Below are 14,243 nucleotides of genomic sequence, written 5' to 3' on the forward strand. Positions count from 1 at the left end.
TGACATTGTGCTGGCAGCAGGCTCCGGACGCCATCTTCCCGATTCTGTTCACAGAGTTATCCACAGGATCTGTGGATAACCTTGCGGTCACAAGTCCCCCGCGCATCGTTACAATACCTGCTGTTTCCGCAGTTTGGCAAAACATGCGCGTTCATATCGAGGAATTGATCAGCCAGGCGCTCGGCTATCTCAAGCGCGAGGGCCAGCTGGCGGCCGACATCGATCCCGCCATCGAGATCGAACATACCCGTGATCGCAGCCACGGTGACTATGCCTGCAATATCGCCATGGTACTTGCCCGGCAAGCCTCTATGCCACCGCGCGAGCTGGCCGAAAAGCTGCGTGTCCGGTTGCCGGCGTCCAAGCGGGTGGCGCGGGTCGAGGTGGCCGGCCCCGGCTTTCTCAATTTTTTTGCCAGCACGCACTATCTCAAGGTCGTGCTGCGCGACATCCTCACCGAGCGCGACGGCTACGGTCGGGCGGCCGAGGGCAGCCGCGAGGACATCCTGATCGAGTTCGTCAGCGCCAACCCCACCGGGCCCCTGCACGTCGGTCATGGTCGCGGCGCGGCTTACGGCGCCAGTCTGGGCAACATCCTCGAGGCCGCCGGTCATCGTGTCCACCGCGAGTACTACGTCAACGATCACGGCCGGCAGATGGATATTCTGGCGGTATCGGTCTGGCTGCGTTATCTGGAGCTCAGCGGCGAGCAGGTCGCGTTCCCGGCCAACGGTTATCGCGGCGACTATATCTACGACGTGGCGCGCAAGGTGCGCCAGAGTCATGGCGACGAACTGCGGCATGCCGGCATGACCGTCAGCGAGGGCCTGCCGCCGGATGCCCCCGAGGGTGACGCGGAAAAGCACACCGATGCGCTCATCGGCCGTGCTCGCGAGCTGCTGGGCGATGCCGGCTATCAGGCCTGCTTCCAGGCCGCGCTGGAGTCGATTGTGGCCGACATCCGCAATGATCTGTCAGAGTTCGGTGTCGATTTTCAGCGCTGGTTTTCCGAGCGCGAGCTCGAATCCAGCGGCGCGCTCGCGCGCTCGCTCGAGCAGCTCGACGAGCGCGGCTGGCTGTACGAAAAGGACGGCGCGAAGTGGTTCAAGGCGACCGAGCTGGGTGACGACAAGGATCGAGTCGTGGTGCGCGAAAATGGCCGCAGCACCTACTTTGCCTCCGACGTCGCCTATCTGCTCGACAAGTTCGATCGCTGCAGCGGCACATCGCTTTATGTCTTCGGCGCGGACCATCACGGCTACGTGCCGCGACTGAAGGCCGCCGCGGCCGGGTTGGGCAAAGAGCCCGACCGTCTTGAATTCCAGCTGGTTCAGTTCGCCATTCTCTATCGTGGCGGCGACAAGGTGCAGATGTCGACGCGCTCGGGCAGCTTCGTGACCCTGCGCGAGTTGCGCAAGGAAGTGGGCAAGGATGCCGCGCGCTATTTCTACGTCATGCGCTCCCACGAGCAGCATCTGGACTTCGATCTCGACCTGGCCAAGTCGCGCGCCAACGATAACCCCGTCTACTACATCCAGTACGCTCACGCTCGCATCATGAGCGTGTTCCGGGAGCTCGACAGCCGTGGCCTGCGCCACAATCAGGCCATTGGCGAGGTCGCCGTCGAGCGCCTGACGACCGACCATGAACAGGAACTATTGCGCATGGTCGGACGCTTCCCGGAGCTGATCGAATCGGCGGCCCGGCAGCGGGCGGCCCACCTGCTGGCGCACTACCTGCACGAGCTGGCCTCGACCTTTCATTCCTGGTACAACGCCACGCCGTTTCTGATTGACGACGAAGACCTGCGCAATGCCCGGCTCAACCTGGTGGCGGCGGTGGGCCAGGTTCTGCGTAACGGTCTGAAGCTGATCGGCGTGTCCGCGCCGAAGGAAATGTAGATGACACGTCGTCAGGCCAAACGAGGCGGCTCGAGCGCGGCCGGCGGGCTGCTCACCTTTGGTGCCGGGCTGGTCTGCGGCCTGGTGCTGGCCACTCTGGCGTGGCTGGGCGGCTATCTTCCCGGCCGCGACGCGCCGGAAGATGTCCGCGCACCTTCGGGTCGGGACGAGCCGCCGATTGCCGAAGAAACCACCGGCGAGCGCAGCCGCCAGTACGACTTCTTCACCGTTCTGCCCGAGCGCGAGGTCGTGGTGCCGCGCGAGGAAATTGCCGAGCGCGCGCGCGAACGCAGCAACGAAGCGGCCACGCAGGGACCTTATGTTCTGCAGGTCGGCTCCTTTCGCACGGCCGAAGATGCCGACAGCCTCAGGGCCCGCGTGACCCTGCTGGGCCTTGATGCGACCGTGCAGTCGGTTACCGTTGACGACGTCACCTGGCATCGTGTGCGGGCCGGTCCTTTCGACAGCGCCAGGGCCGCCGACGGCGCGCGCCGGCGCCTGCTCGAAAACGGCTTCGAGGCCATGGTGCTGCGCGGCGGATGAGCTCGGTGCAACGGGCCGCGCTGGTGCTGCCCGGGGGCGGCGCGCGCGGTGCCTATCAGGTGGGCGTGCTGCAAGCCGTGGCCGAGCTCCTGCCCGGCACTACGGCGCCGTTCTCGATCATTGCCGGTACCTCGGCGGGTGCAATCAATGCGGCCGTGATGGCCAGCCACGCGGGCGACTTTGCCTACGGGGCGCGCCGTCTGGAGCACTTCTGGGGCAACTTCCGCTGCCATCACATCTATCGCACCGACTGGCCGCATATCCTCGGCCGGGGTCTGCACTGGCTGGCCTCGATGACGCTTGGCGGCCTGGGCGTGGCCAACCCCAGATCGCTGCTCGACAACCAGCCACTGGGCCGTCTGCTCGAGCGCGAGCTCGATGTCGAGGGCATCCGGCAATCGGTTGATGCCGGCGTGCTCGAGGCGCTGCTGGTGACCGCCTCGGGCTATTCGTCCGGCCGGGCGGTGACCTTCTTTCAGGCCGGCGCGCACATCGAGGGCTGGCAGGCAGGCAAGCGCATCGGCCGTCGGGCAACCATCGGCGCGCAACACCTGCTGGCCAGCGCCGCCCTGCCGCTGCTGTTTCCAGCCGCGCGTATCGGGCATGAGTATTTCGGCGACGGCGGCATGCGCCACATCACGCCGCTGAGCCCGCCCATCCGGATGGGCGCCGATCGCATGCTCATCATCGGCACCCGCGACGTACGCCCCGACCCGGAACCCACCGCGCACGTTGCCTACCCCACGCTGGGCGAGGTCGGCGGCTATCTGCTCGATGCCATTTTCATGGACTATCTGACCAACGATCTGGCCCGCCTCGAGCGTATCAATCGCACGCTCGAGCTGATGCCGACAGAGCAGCGCGCGAAAACCGGCCTGCGGCAGGTCAAGACCCTGTTGATCCAGCCGTCGAAAGACGTCCGCGAGATTGCCATGCGCCACCGTCACCGGGTGCCGGCCAGCGTTCGCACGCTGCTGCGCGGGGTTGGTGCCTGGGGCGAAGGGCGGCTGCCCAGCTATCTGCTGTTCGAGGCCGAGTTCTGCCGCGAGCTGATCGAGCTGGGCTACCGCGACGGCATGGCGCAGCAGTCGGAAATCATCGAACTCCTGGGACAGGGGGTTTCCGTAAGCGGGTGATTTCGGCTAGTGTATTCGCGGGCGACACTGGCCCGACTGAAGCAAACCAAGAGGGAATCTGAATGCTGGAGCTCATCACTGCCGCCAACAGCTGGCTCAACGGGATTGTCTGGGGCCCGCCGTTCATGGTTCTGCTGGTGGGTACCGGCGTTTATCTGACCCTGCGTCTGGGCTTTTTCCAGTTCCGTCATCTGGGACATGCCTGGAAGCACAGTTTCGGGCGCGTCTTTCGGCGCGAGACGGACACTGACGATGGCGCCATCACGCCGTTTCAGGCCGTCACCTCGGCCATGGCGGCCACCATCGGCGTGGGCAACATCGCCGGCGTGGCCACGGCCATTGCCCTGGGCGGACCGGGCGCCATCTTCTGGATGTGGGTGGTCTCGCTTTTCGGCATGGCGACCAAGATGGCCGAGGCCACCCTGGGCGTGAAGTATCGTCATGTCGACGCCGACGGCCACGTCTCCGGCGGCGTGTTCTGGTACATCGAAAAAGGCCTGGGCACGCACTGGAAGTGGTTGGGCATGCTCTACGCTTTCTTTGCCGGCGTCGCCGCCTTCGGCATCGGCAACATGGTGCAGTCCAACACCGTGGCGCAGTCGCTCGATACCGGGTTTCAAATACCGGCCTGGCTCAGCGGCGCCATTCTGGTGGTGCTGGTCGGTGCAGTCACCCTCGGCGGCATTCGCCGCATTGCGGTCACCGCCGAGAAGATCGTGCCCATCATGGCCGTCGCCTACCTGGCCGGCGCGCTCGGTATTCTGGCCATCCATGTCGGCGAGATTCCCGCCGCCCTTGCCATGATTGTCCGCCACGCCTTCGAGCCGGCACCGGCCATCGGCGGGTTTGCCGGGGCCACGGTGGCTGCCTCGGTACGTTTCGGTATCGCCCGCGGCATCTTCTCCAACGAAGCGGGCCTGGGTTCAGCCTCCATCGTGCACGCCCAGGCGCGCAACCAGCCTTTCCGCCAGGGCTTCTGGGGCGTGTGGGAGGTGTTCATCGATACCCTGGTGGTGTGCACCATGACGGCCCTGGTGATTCTGGTCACCGGCGCGATCGAAACCGGCGAAACCGGTGCCGACCTGACCAGCACGGCGTTTGCCACCGGCCTGCCCGGCCCGGGCGGCTACATCATCATCCTGACTATCGCTTTCTTTGCCTACACCACCATGCTGACGTGGAATTTCTACGGTGAGCAGAGCTGGCAATACCTGTTCGGCCGCCGGGTGGTGCTGCCCTACCGGCTGCTGTTTCTGCTGTTCCTCTACGTCGGCGCCGTTGGCGGCCTGGAGCTGGTGTGGGACATTGCCGATACCTTCAACGGCCTGATGGCCGCGCCCAACCTGATCGCCCTGCTGCTGCTGGGTGGCGTGATGACGAAGGAGAAGCTGGCCTATTTCAACCAGCTGCGCGACAGCACCCGGCCGGTCGAGCCTGAAGACTGACTGCCTGGTTGGATCACAGGCCGGGCTCTGAACAACCCCGAGCGCATCAGGTCTCGAGGTAGGTGTAGGCCGACAGGCCGTCTGTCAGCAGCTGCTCCAGTGCCCGGGCCTGTTCGGGCGCCAGGTCGGCGGCGGCCACGCGCTCGCGGCAGGCCGCCAGCAGCTCGGCGGGTTGGTATCCGACCAGCTCCAGCAGTCGCTCGGCGCTGTCGCCGGCGCGGGCGTTGGTCAGCCGAAAGCCGCTGCCATCAAGGTGCACATCAATGCTGTCGGTGTCGCCGAACAGATTGTGGATGTCGCCCAGGGTTTCCTGATAGGCACCGGCCAGGAAGATGCCGAGCAGATAGACTTCGTCGGAGCTGATGCGGTGGACGGGCAGGGTGGGCTCGAGCAGGCCGCGGTCGACGTAGTGGTCGATGCGCCCGTCGGAATCACAAGTCAGGTCCTCGAGCACGGCGCGCTCGGTGGGTTCTTCATCGAGCCGGCTCAGCGGCACGATCGGAAAGACCTGGTCGATGGCCCAGATATCGGGCAGCGACTGGAAGATCGACAGGTTGATGAAGTACTTGGCCGAAAGCCGATGGCGGATGCGTTCGCCCAGCTCACGGTGGCGGCGGTGCTCGGAATCAAGCCGGCTGGCGACGCGCTCGAGAATGGCATTGTGGAGCGGCTCCAGCCGGGCGCGATCGGGCAGCCCGAGGTCGCCATGAAGAAACAGGTTGCGGCCTTCCTCGAGCAGATGCTCGGCCTCCAGAAAGCTTTCCTCAGGCTCGCGCTCGTTGGCTTGTGCCAGCACCTCGGCCAGGGCGCGGATGACCGGCGGGTCGCCCTCTGCGCCGCTGCCGAGCGCGCGCGGCGGGGTTTCAGTCGCGGTAACGTTGGTGATCAGAACGGCATGATGCGCGGTCAGCGCACGGCCGGACTCCGAAACCAGATCCGGCATGGTCAGCCCGTGGGCGCGGCACAGCTCGGCGAAGCCTGCAACAATCGCCTGGGCGTATTGGCCCACGGAATAATTCATCGAGCAGAAGCTGCGCGTGCCACCGCCTTCGTAGTCCACGCCCAGGCCGCCGCCGATGTCGAGGCGGCGGATATCGACGCCGGCGTGCGCCAGCTCGACGAAGTAGCGCCCGGCCTCGCGCACGCCGCGCTGGATATCGCGCAGGTTGGAGATCTGCGAGCCCATGTGGAAGTGCAGCAGGCTGAACCAGTGCAGGCAGCCGCCTGCGCGCAGCGATTCAGTCAAGGCCAGCAGCTGGCTGGCGGCCAGGCCGAACTTGGCGCGCTCGCCGCCGGTGTTCTGCCAGTTGCCCGAGCCCAGCGACGACAGGCGCAGGCGCACGCCGAGCTCGGGCGTGATGCCCAGGCGCTCGGCCTCGCGGCGGATCAGCGGCCACTCGCCGAGCTTTTCGATCACGATGATCGGCTTGAGCCCCAGCCTGGTGGCGCTCAGCGCCAGGCGGATGTAGGCGGCGTCCTTGTAGCCGTTGCAGATGATCAGACGCCCGGGGCGGCTGACCGCCAGCGCGGTGATCAGCTCGGGCTTGCTGCCCACTTCCAGACCCATGGCCTCGACCCGGGTGAGCGTTTGCACCACGCTGGCCTGCTGGTTGACCTTGATCGGGTAGACCGGGTGGTAGTTGCCGCTGTAGCCGTGTTCGTCGATCGCGGCCTGGAAGGCCTGGCGCAACTGTCCGGCGCGCGCGTGCAGGATATCGGGAAAGCGCAGCAGCATGGGCAGGCGCAGTCCCTGCTCACGGGCCTGTGCCACAACCGCGTCGAGAACCAGATCGCGCTCGCGGTCGGGGCGGGCCAGCAGCCGGCCACGCGGGTCGATGCCGAAGTAGCCCTCCGACCAGCGCTCGATAGCGTAGCGTCGGCGGGCGCGGGCAATGGTGTCGTCGGTCATGGTGGTGATTGTAATGGACGATCCTGATGGCGGACGTGCGCAGATGAAACCACCGGAAACACGCAAGCACACGGAAAATGAACCTCAGGAGTACGGTCGAAAGGCCTTCTTTCCGTGTTTTCCCTGGCGTTTTCGGTTTTGAAAGGCTCGGCAGCGGGTTACCATGCGGGCTGGTCATCATCCTGATCGATACATGACGCTTCCCACTGACCGCAAGTGGTTCACCGAGCTGTGCTCCGAGGCCGGCAGCGCCGAGTCCTGGGCCATCGAGGGACATATCGCGCGCGAGGTCACCGACTACCAGACCATCGACATCTACCGCACTACTCACTGGGGCAATCTGATGGTGATCGACGGCTTCGTCATGCTGACCGCGCGCGACAATTTTCTCTATCACGAAATGATGGCGCACCCCGCGCTGTTCTCGCACCCGGACCCGAAGCGCGTGCTCATCATCGGTGGCGGCGACTGTGGCACCCTGCGCGAGGTGCTGGCGCACAGCACCGTGGAAGCCTGTACCCAGGTCGAGATCGACGAGCAGGTCACCCGCCTTTCAGAAAAGCACTTTCCCGAACTCTGTGAGCGCAACGAAGATTCGCGCGCCGAACTGATCTTCGAGGACGGCCTGGCGCACGTGAAAAATCTCGCGCCCGACAGCCTGGATGTGATCATCGTCGACTCGACCGATCCCATCGGCCCGGCCGAGGGCCTGTTCGGCCCGGAATTCGTTGCCGACTGTTATCGGGTTCTGGCCGAGGGCGGCTTGTTTGTGCAGCAAAGCGAGTCGCCGCTGCTGCATCAGAAGCTCATCGCCGGTATTCGATCCAACATGGACCAGGCCGGGTTTTCCACCATCCGGACGCTGGGGTTTCCGCAGCCGTGCTATCCCTCGGGCTGGTGGTCCGTGACCCAGGCGCGCAAGGGCGGGCCCATCGAGCCGGTCAGCGCCGAGCGCTTTGACGCCAGCGGCATCGAGATGCGCTACTTCAATCCCGGTGTGCACGTGGGGGCATTGGCGACGCAGTTGCCGTAGGGGTGGTTTCGAGACGGTGATGTCTTTTCGTCCGGTTCGCGCCACCGGCAGGGCGCTGGCGCCCGCCGTTGCAGGAGCGACCTCCAGATCGCGATATGGTGCTGGTCGAAGCCGGTGGCTTGCGCTTGGTGATTGATCCCCCGCGCCCTGCGCGCCACCCGGCAGGGCCTTGGCGCCCGCCGTTGCAGGAGCGATCTCCAGATCGCGATACGGCGCTGACCAAAGCCGGCAGGCTTCTGAGGGTTTGCTGCTGTTCTTTACCCTCGCAGCCGCCGCATGGAATCAAAAAAGCCGGGCGGTGCCCGGCTCTGAGTTCGATGCTTCGGCGGTAGCGGTTTATTCGCTTTCGCAGTCGCCGATGCGTTCGCCGGACATGTTGATGGTCATCTGCATGGCGCCCATCGGGGTTTCCATATTGCCCTGGACGGTGCCGCTGGCGGTGGTGCCGTTGAACTGCATCTCGGCGTCCATGGTCATTTGCGTGCCGTCGGGCTGGGCGCAGGTCATCGAGTAGTCCATGCCGTCGCTGCGCACGTCCTTGTGGGTAACGTCGCATTCATCGACATCGTCCAGAAAAGCGTCGCCTTCGGCAATGTCTTCAGCCGTGATGCATTCTTCGCTGGACTGGTTCTGATCGGGAATCGGCATGTCGCCGGAGAAGGTCATGTGGTTGTCGTATTTCCACAGGCCAGGCTCGATGTCGGGCGTTTCCGCCACGGCGGCGGTGATCAGTCCAAGCGCCAGGGCGGCGGTAAGCGTGCGTGCAATCATGTGTCACTCCTCGTTGTTGGGGGATCCGGGTCGGGCCCGGCATTTTTAATCGACATGTAGTGAAATAACGCAATCGGCCAGGCAGTCATGCCAGTCTGCGTGGTTATGGAGCGGCATTGTACCGCGCTGCCCTGAGCGGCGGCTGAATCGCCTGCTGCCCGAGCTCAGGGCTTTTCGGGCCAGTCGTGCTTGGGATAGCGCCCGCGCATGTCCTTGCGCACCTGCGGGTAGGCGTTGTCCCAGAAGCTTGCCAGATCGGCGGTGACCGCGAGCGGCCGCCCGGCCGGCGAGAGCAGGTGGAGCTGGATCGGCACCCGACCGCGGGCCACGGCGGGGGTGCGGCGGCAGCCGAACATGGCCTGCAGCTTGATGCGCAGCACCGGTGGATTCTCCGTGCAGTAGTCCAGCCGGGCGCGTTGCCCGGTGGGCAGGTCGAAACGGGTGGGTGCCAGTGTCTTCAGCTCGCGTGAGCGTTCGTGGCCAAGCCGGTTCGACAGCGCCGCGACCAGGTCGAGGGACGCCAGGTCGCGCCAGTGGCTCATGCCCGCCAGCCAGGGTGCCAGCCAGTCGTCGAGCGTTGCCGTCAGCGTGTCGTCGTCGAGCGCCGGCCAGTCGTCGGGCCACAGCGAGTGCAGCAGGGCAACGCGGGCCTGCAATTGCCGGGCGGCTGGCGTCCAGGGCAGCGCCTCGAGGCCCTTGCGCCGAACCGCGTCGAGCAGCCCGGCCTGCAGTGCTTCGGGTCCGGGGCGGTCAAGCTCGGTCGATTCCAGCACCAGCGCACCCAGGCGTCGTTCGCGCCGGGCGACGACGGTGCCGCGGCGCTCGTCCCAGTCGGCTCTCTCGTGCTCCCGGATGCGGTGTGCGAGCACCGTTTCAAGTTCATCTCGACTGAGCGCCGCGGCCAGGTAGACCCGCGCCTCGCGCGCCTGACCGTCGAGATCGCAGGCAACGATGAATTCGTTGCCGGCCAGCGGATCAGCGGCGTCGACGAAAGCACCGCGGCCGTTGGCGAGCAGGAATCGGCCCCGCTGCCCGCCGCGGGCCTGGCCGACGCGGTCGGGCCAGGCGGTGGCAAGCAGGGCGCCGATGCCCGTGGTCGCGCTCTTGTCGTCGCCGCGCCCGTCGGCCAGGCGGTCAGCCGTCTTCGAAACCTGCGCCAGCAGGCCGCCGGATCGCGGCCCGGCCCGGCGCAGCCGCGCCAGGCGCAGGGCCATGTCGGCCTCGCCGAAGCCGCCGATATCGCGCTCGCCCAGCAGCGCGGCCAGTTCGGCCGCCGTCCGGGCCCGGCCCAGCCGGCGGCCGGCCAGCACCATATGCGCCAGCCGCGGGTGCGTGCCCAGGGCGAGCATGGCGCGGCCGTCGGCGGTGATGCGCCTGGCCTCGTCGAGGGCCTGAAGTGCCTGCAGCAGCTCGATGGCCTGCTCGCGGGCCGCCGCTGGTGGCGGATCCAGCCAGTCGAGCTCGCCGGGATCGGCAACGCCCCACTGCGCCAGCTCGAGCATCAGCGGCGCCAGATCGGCGGAGAGAATTTCCGGCGCGCTCTGCGGCTGCAGGCGCGCCTGTTCGGCCTCGGTCCAAAGGCGGTAGCAGCAGCCCGGCTCCAGACGGCCGGCGCGCCCGCGCCGCTGCTCGGCCGAGGCTTTCGATACGCGCTCGGTCACCAGCCGGGTCATGCCGCTGTTGGGGTCGAAGCGTGCCTGCCGCTGCCAGCCGGCGTCGACGACCACGCGAATACCCTCGATGGTCAAGCTCGACTCGGCAATGGCGCTGGCGAGCACGATCTTGCGCCGGCTGGCAGCGGCCGGGCGGATGGCCGCGTCCTGCGCGGCTGCGCTGAGCTGGCCGTGCAGCAGATGCAGTTCTGCATCGTCGGGCAGGCGGCCTTCCAGCCGCTCGGCCACCCGGCGCATCTCGCGCATGCCCGGCAGGAATACCAGCACCGAGCCGGGTTCGCTGTCGAGCGCCTCGAGCACCACGGCGGCAGCGTGCGCCTCCATCCGGCGCTGTCGCAGGGCCGGACGGTAGCGCACATCAACCGGGTAGCTGCGGCCTTCGGCGGTGACCACCGGGCAGTCGTCGAGCAGGGCCGACAGGCGCTCGGTATCGAGCGTGGCCGACATCACGATCACGCGCAGGTCTTCGCGCAGGGCCTGCTGCGACTCGCGCACCAGCGCCAGGCCCAGATCGGCCTGCAGTGAGCGCTCGTGAAATTCGTCGAAGATGACCGCGGCGCAGTTCGCCAGTTCCGGGTCGGACTGGATCATGCGCGCGAGGATGCCTTCGGTGACCACCTCGATGCGGGTTTCAGTCGATATGCGGGTATCCAGGCGGGTGCGGTAGCCAACCGTTTGCCCGACCCGCTCGCCAAGCTGACCGGCCATGAAGCGCGCCGCCGAGCGTGCCGCCAGCCGCCTGGGTTCAAGCATGACAATGCGCCGCCCCTGCCGCCAGCCGGCCTCCAGCAGGGCCATCGGTGCCCGCGTGGTCTTGCCGCTGCCGGTCGGCGCCTGCAGCACCGCCGTGGGGTGGTTCTCGAGCGCGTCGAGCAGCTCCGGAAGAGCAGCGTCTACCGGGAGCAAATCACTCCTTCCACTTGATGTTGCACCCGATCGAGGGCTTCTGGTCTTCGGTGATCGGCAGACCGGCCAGCAGGGCATCCAGCGCGGCGCGCACGTCGCGGCCGGTCACCGGCCTGGCGTTGCCAGGACGCGAGTCGTCGAGCTGGCCGCGGTAGACCAGGCGGCGCTCGCCGTCGAAGATGTAGAAGTCCGGCGTGCAGGCGGCGTCGAATGCCCGCGCCGTGTCCTGGGGCTGGTCGTACAGGTAGGGGAAGGGAAACTCCCTTGCGCGGGCCAGCTCGGCCATCCGCTCGGGCCGATCCTGCGGGTAACCGGTCACGTCGTTGCTGCTGATCGCGACCATGCCGACCTGCTTTGGATCGTAATCGTTGCCCAGGCGAACCAGCTCGTCGAGCACGTGCCGGACGAAGGGGCAGTGATTGCAGATGAACATCACCAGGGTGGCGCGCTGCCCGGCGATGTCGTCGAGGCCCAGGGTCTTGCCGCTGACCGTGTCGGGCAGTTTGAAATCGGGCGCTGGCGTGCCCAGCGGGAGCATGGTCGACTCGATTCGGGCCATGGGCGTTCTCGCTACGTTGATGGATGGTTTCGCCGCGGGGCCAACCCCCGCTGGCTGCATCAGTCTACAACGTCAGGCCGCAGGGCTGTCGGGTTGGCGATCACTCGGCACGACGCTCTGTTGTTGCCGGATGCGCTGGCCGAAGCGCCCGGCGCGGTTGAGCGCGATGCGCAGCGGCAGGGGCAGGGCCTCGATCGGCAGGCGGTCGAGCAGGTTGCGGGTGGTCAGGCCGATGGCGGTATCGCCGGTGACCTCGAGCCGGCGCTGAAAGAACAGCGTGTCGGGGTCTTCCAGGCGGGCGATCAGCAGCAGGAATTCCAGCGCGCGGCCGCGGATGCTGGCATCGGCGCTCTCGCGGCCGGAGACGGTCTGCAGACGCTTATCGCCGGCGGTGACCACCCAGCGCAGGTCCATGTCTTCGATCTCGACGGCCAGGCGCCGTCCGGCCAGGTAGTCGAATTCACCGTCGGCGATGAGCTCAGCCAGCAGATGGTTGAGCGCGCGCTCGAGCAGGCGGCGCTCCACCGGCGGCGGGCACAGCCGCAGCGGCAGCGCCATCAGCTGCGGTGGCGGCATGCGGCGCGCCATTGCGTCCAGTGGATGGGCGGTGGCAGAACGAAGGCTCACGGCGGGTTCTCCAGGTGTCGTGCGTGGATGCCGGACCGTCGGCCGGGGTCCGCCCGACGGCCGCGGGCGGTCTGCGGTGTCCTCAGTCGTCGAGCGTACGAATGTAGGCGACGACGTTGTCGAGGTCCTCTTCGCTCAGCGCGTGGCCGAAGGCCGTCATGATCGGCGACAGGCCAACGGCGGCGCCGCCGTCCTTGATGACGGTGTGCAGATGCTCGTCATCGACCGAGGCCTGCCATTCGGCGTCGCTCATGTCGCGCGGCGAGGGATTGAGCGCGGCCGATGCCGGGCCATCGCCCTGTCCGCTCGGGCCGTGGCAGGTGGCGCAGAGCTGCTTGAACTTTGCTTCACCGGCTTCGGCGTCGGCGGCCAGCGACGAGTGGGCCAGCAGGGCGCCGGCGGAAAAAACGATTGCAGTCAACAGAACACGCATTTTTGACTCTCCTGTGGGTCTTGGTTGTTGCGTCGGCTTATTCTAGGGCCGATCGTTCCGCTTGCGCTGAATCAAAGCTGAATCAGCCACAAAGATGGATTCATTATACCGCTATGAGAGGCAGCCGGAAGGACCTGGCAGCGATGCACCCGGCCGCGCGCTGACCGCTCAGCATCTATACTGTCGCTCGGGCTGATGCACCGCAGTGCCCGCCACAAGAACAGAATGACACACAGCATGAATCTGATCGAAAGACATCATCAGCGTCGCGTCGGCATCTGGCTGCTTATCTGCTGCCTGGTGCTGTTTTCCCTGATCATGCTCGGCGGCGCCACGCGCCTGACCGGTTCGGGGCTGTCGATGGTCGAGTGGCAGCCGGTAACCGGCGTTCTGCCGCCCACCGGCGAGGCCACCTGGATGCGCGAGTTCGACGCCTACCGGGCCAGCCCGGAGTATCAGAAGGTCAACCGCGGCATGTCGCTTGACGAGTTCAAGGTGATCTACTGGTTCGAGTTTGGCCACCGCATGCTGGCGCGTTCGCTCGGCCTGGTCTTTGCCCTGCCGCTGGCCTGGTTTTTCTGGCGCGGCTGGATTCCGCGGCGCCTGCGCTGGCCGCTGATCGGCATCCTTGGTCTGGGGGCGCTGCAGGGCTGGATGGGCTGGTTCATGGTGCAAAGCGGGCTGGTCGACATCCCGCGCGTCAGCCCCTACCGCCTGGCCGCCCATCTGAGCCTGGCGATGCTCATTTTCTCGCTGATGTTCCGCCTGGCGCTGGGCCTGCTGATGCCGGCGGTGCACCGGCCGCATCCGCTGCGGCGCTGGACCATCGCCCTGCTGTTCATGGTCCCGCTGACGGTGTTCGTTGGCGCCTTTGTCGCCGGCCTGCACGCCGGCCTTGTCTACAACGATTTTCCCTTCATGGCCGGGCGGCTGGTCCCCGAAGGCATCCTGGGGCTGGAACCATGGTGGCGCAACTTCTTCGAGAACACCGCTACCGTGCAGTTCATGCACCGGCTGCTGGCGCTGTCGACGCTGGCGGTGGTTCTTGCGGCGTGGCTGCGCCAGCGTGGGCGGGCACCGGATGCCGGCAGCCGGCGCGCGTTTCACATTCTGCTGGTGGTCTTGGGCGTGCAGGTGGCGCTGGGAATCACCACGCTGATGCTCTATGTGCCGGTGGTTCTGGGCACGCTCCATCAGGGCGTGGCGGTGCTGGTACTGGCGGCGCTGATTGCTGCCGATTATCGCGTCAGCCACGCGCCGCAGCCGGTACATTCGGGCCGTCTGGCGCCGGCGCCGGGCTGAGGCGA

12 protein-coding genes are annotated in these 14,243 nt (G+C 66.6%); 6 read left to right on the top strand and 6 right to left on the bottom strand.

Translation table 11 applies throughout. The features are described from left to right. The first annotated feature begins 143 nt into the window (after positions 1-143). The 4 genes from argS (at position 144) to ACEWQZ_RS05215 (ending at position 5,025) form a co-directional block, all read left to right on the top strand. The gene (gene argS / locus ACEWQZ_RS05200; RefSeq protein ID WP_476482009.1) at positions 144-1,901 is read left to right on the top strand and encodes an arginine--tRNA ligase; all 1,758 of its coding nucleotides are present in this window, start codon (positions 144-146) and stop codon (positions 1,899-1,901) included. Then, entirely contained in the window at positions 1,902-2,444 is a 543-nt protein-coding gene (locus ACEWQZ_RS05205; RefSeq protein WP_476482010.1) for an SPOR domain-containing protein, read from the top strand. Positions 2,445-2,449: 5 nt separating this feature from the next. Next, the gene (locus ACEWQZ_RS05210; protein ID WP_476482011.1) at positions 2,450-3,580 is read left to right on the top strand and encodes a patatin-like phospholipase family protein; all 1,131 of its coding nucleotides are present in this window, start codon (positions 2,450-2,452) and stop codon (positions 3,578-3,580) included. Positions 3,581-3,642: 62 nt separating this feature from the next. Then, a complete protein-coding gene (locus tag ACEWQZ_RS05215; RefSeq protein ID WP_476482012.1) occupies positions 3,643-5,025 on the top strand; it encodes an alanine/glycine:cation symporter family protein in 1,383 nt (460 codons plus the stop codon). A gap of 46 nt (positions 5,026-5,071) precedes the next feature. On the opposite strand, the gene speA is transcribed toward ACEWQZ_RS05215, so the two are convergent. Next, positions 5,072-6,934, bottom strand: coding sequence for a biosynthetic arginine decarboxylase (speA, locus tag ACEWQZ_RS05220; RefSeq protein WP_476482013.1), 1,863 nt, complete (start codon positions 6,932-6,934; stop codon positions 5,072-5,074). Between the two features lie 193 nt (positions 6,935-7,127). Between speA and speE the strand changes: the two genes are divergently transcribed. Next, entirely contained in the window at positions 7,128-7,967 is an 840-nt protein-coding gene (gene speE / locus ACEWQZ_RS05225) for a polyamine aminopropyltransferase (protein ID WP_476482014.1), read from the top strand. Positions 7,968-8,303: 336 nt separating this feature from the next. Here speE and ACEWQZ_RS05230 read toward each other — a convergent pair whose 3' ends face one another. The 5 genes from ACEWQZ_RS05230 to ACEWQZ_RS05250 all read right to left on the bottom strand — a co-directional run bounded on the left by ACEWQZ_RS05230 (position 8,304) and on the right by ACEWQZ_RS05250 (position 12,936). Continuing rightward, entirely contained in the window at positions 8,304-8,738 is a 435-nt protein-coding gene (locus tag ACEWQZ_RS05230) for a DUF3617 domain-containing protein (protein WP_476482015.1), read from the bottom strand. 164 nt (positions 8,739-8,902) lie between these two features. Continuing rightward, on the bottom strand, positions 8,903-11,317 hold the full coding sequence (hrpB, locus tag ACEWQZ_RS05235; RefSeq protein ID WP_476482016.1) for an ATP-dependent helicase HrpB: 2,415 nt from the start codon (positions 11,315-11,317) through the stop codon (positions 8,903-8,905). Position 11,318: 1 nt separating this feature from the next. After that, positions 11,319-11,876 (bottom strand): thioredoxin family protein, encoded by a 558-nt coding sequence (locus ACEWQZ_RS05240; RefSeq protein WP_476482017.1) that lies wholly within the window; start codon positions 11,874-11,876, stop codon positions 11,319-11,321. Positions 11,877-11,948: 72 nt separating this feature from the next. Continuing rightward, complete coding sequence (gene ubiT / locus ACEWQZ_RS05245; RefSeq protein WP_476482018.1) at positions 11,949-12,503, bottom strand: ubiquinone anaerobic biosynthesis accessory factor UbiT; 555 nt, start codon at positions 12,501-12,503, stop codon at positions 11,949-11,951. A gap of 82 nt (positions 12,504-12,585) precedes the next feature. Next, positions 12,586-12,936 (bottom strand): c-type cytochrome, encoded by a 351-nt coding sequence (locus ACEWQZ_RS05250; RefSeq protein ID WP_476482019.1) that lies wholly within the window; start codon positions 12,934-12,936, stop codon positions 12,586-12,588. Positions 12,937-13,173: 237 nt separating this feature from the next. Here ACEWQZ_RS05250 and ACEWQZ_RS05255 point away from each other — a divergent pair, with 237 nt between their 5' ends. Beyond that, positions 13,174-14,238, top strand: a complete 1,065-nt coding sequence (locus ACEWQZ_RS05255; RefSeq protein WP_476482020.1) for a COX15/CtaA family protein — start codon at positions 13,174-13,176, stop codon at positions 14,236-14,238. Positions 14,239-14,243: the final 5 nt, after the last annotated feature.

Source organism: Wenzhouxiangella sp. YN1 (assembly GCF_056324145.1).